1 protein-coding gene is annotated in these 1998 nt (G+C 62.0%); it reads right to left on the bottom strand.

The window, feature by feature from the left end; translation table 11 throughout:
- Positions 1 to 24 precede the first annotated feature (24 nt).
- The coding region (gene tkt / locus ACQKDS_RS20165) for a transketolase (protein ID WP_427622630.1) at positions 25 to 1998 on the bottom strand (1974 nt) is incomplete at its 5' end.

Raw genomic sequence — 1998 nt, 5'->3', positions numbered from 1 at the left:
GCGCCAGTTACGGCGCTGCCCGCCTTATTTCAGCAGGGCTTTGGCTTTCGCCACCACGTTGTCGACGGTGAAGCCAAACTCGCTGAACAACTGCTCGGCAGGCGCGGACTCACCAAAGGTGGTCATGCCCACTACCGCGCCGTTCAGGCCGACATATTTGTACCAGTAGTCGGCAATACCCGCTTCAATCGCCACCCGGGCGCTCACCGATGACGGCAGCACCGATTCACGGTAGGCTGCATCCTGCTTGTCAAACGCGTCGGTAGACGGCATCGACACCACGCGCACCTTGCGCCCTTCCGCAGTCAGTTGCGTGTACGCGCCCACCGCCAGCTCGACCTCTGAACCGGTGGCAATCAAAATCAGCTCCGGCGTGCCGTCACAGTCTTTCAGCACGTAGGCACCGCGGTAAACGTTGGCCAGTTGCTCCGTGCTGCGCGGCTGCTGCGCCAGGTTCTGACGGGAGAAAATCAGCGTAGTCGGGCCGTCATGGCGCTCGATACCGTACTGCCAGGCGATGGCCGACTCGACCTGGTCACACGGACGCCAGGTGCTCATGTTCGGCGTGACGCGCAGGCTGGCCAGTTGTTCTACCGGCTGGTGAGTCGGGCCGTCTTCGCCCAGACCGATAGAGTCGTGGGTGTAAACGAACACGTTGCGGATTTTCATCAGCGCCGCCATACGCACCGCGTTACGGGCATATTCCACGAACATCAGGAAGGTGGCCGAGTACGGCAGGAAACCGCCGTGCAGCGCGATACCGTTGGTGATGGCGGTCATGCCGAACTCGCGTACGCCGTAGTGGATGTAGTTACCCGCCGGGTCATCGCCCAGTGAGGTGGAGCCGGACCACATCGTCAGGTTGCTCGGGGCCAGGTCGGCAGAGCCGCCGAGGAACTCCGGCAGCAGCTTGCCGAAGGCTTCCAGCGCGTTCTGCGAGGCTTTACGGCTGGCGATATTGGCCGGGTTGGCCTGCAACTGCGCGACGAATTGCTTCGCCTCAGCCTGCCAGTTGGCGGGCAGTTCGCCCTTCATGCGACGGGTGAATTCGGCCGCCAGTGCCGGGAAAGCTTGTTCATAGGCGGCGAACTTGTCGTTCCAGGCGGCTTCTTTGGCTTTGCCGGCTTCTTTGGCGTCCCACTGGGCGTAGATGTCCTGCGGGATTTCAAAGGCGGCGTATTTCCAGCCCAGTTGCTCGCGGGTGGCGGCCACTTCGGCTTCGCCCAGCGGGGCGCCGTGAGAATCGTGGGTACCGGCCTTGTTCGGTGAGCCGAAACCAATCACGGTTTTACACATCAGCAGTGATGGCTTGTCGGTGACGCTGCGGGCTTCTTCAATCGCGGCCTTGATGGTATCGCTGTCATGGCCGTCAACGTTGCGCACCACGTGCCAGCCGTAGGCTTCAAAGCGCTTGGCGGTATCGTCGGTGAACCAGCCTTCGACGTGGCCGTCGATGGAGATGCCGTTGTCATCGTAGAACGCGGTCAGCTTGCCGAGTTTCATGGTACCGGCCAGCGAACAGACTTCGTGGGAAATCCCCTCCATCATGCAGCCGTCGCCCATAAAGGCATAGGTATGGTGGTCAACGATGTCGTGACCCGGACGGTTAAACTGCGCGGCCAGCGTGCGCTCGGCAATGGCGAAGCCGACGGCGTTGGCAATGCCCTGGCCCAGCGGGCCGGTGGTGGTTTCTACGCCTGGGGTGTAGCCGTATTCCGGGTGGCCCGGCGTTTTGGAGTGCAACTGGCGGAAGTTTTCCAGCTCGCTCATCGGCAGGTCATAGCCGGTGAGGTGCAGCAGGCTGTAAATCAGCATGGAGCCATGGCCGTTGGACAGCACGAAACGGTCGCGGTCAGCCCAGTGCGGGTTGGTCGGGTTATGATTGAGGTAGTCGCGCCACAGGACTTCGGCGATATCGGCCATACCCATCGGTGCACCCGGGTGGCCGGATTTGGCTTTTTGTACGGCGTCCATGCTGAGTGCGCGGATAGCGTTGGC

Origin of the sequence: Serratia sp. NPDC078593 (assembly GCF_050268245.1) — a bacterium.
Lineage (GTDB): Bacteria > Pseudomonadota > Gammaproteobacteria > Enterobacterales > Enterobacteriaceae > JBNNGK01.
Note: the sequence above shows the minus strand (reverse complement) of the source record. Positions and strands in the feature narration are given on the sequence as shown.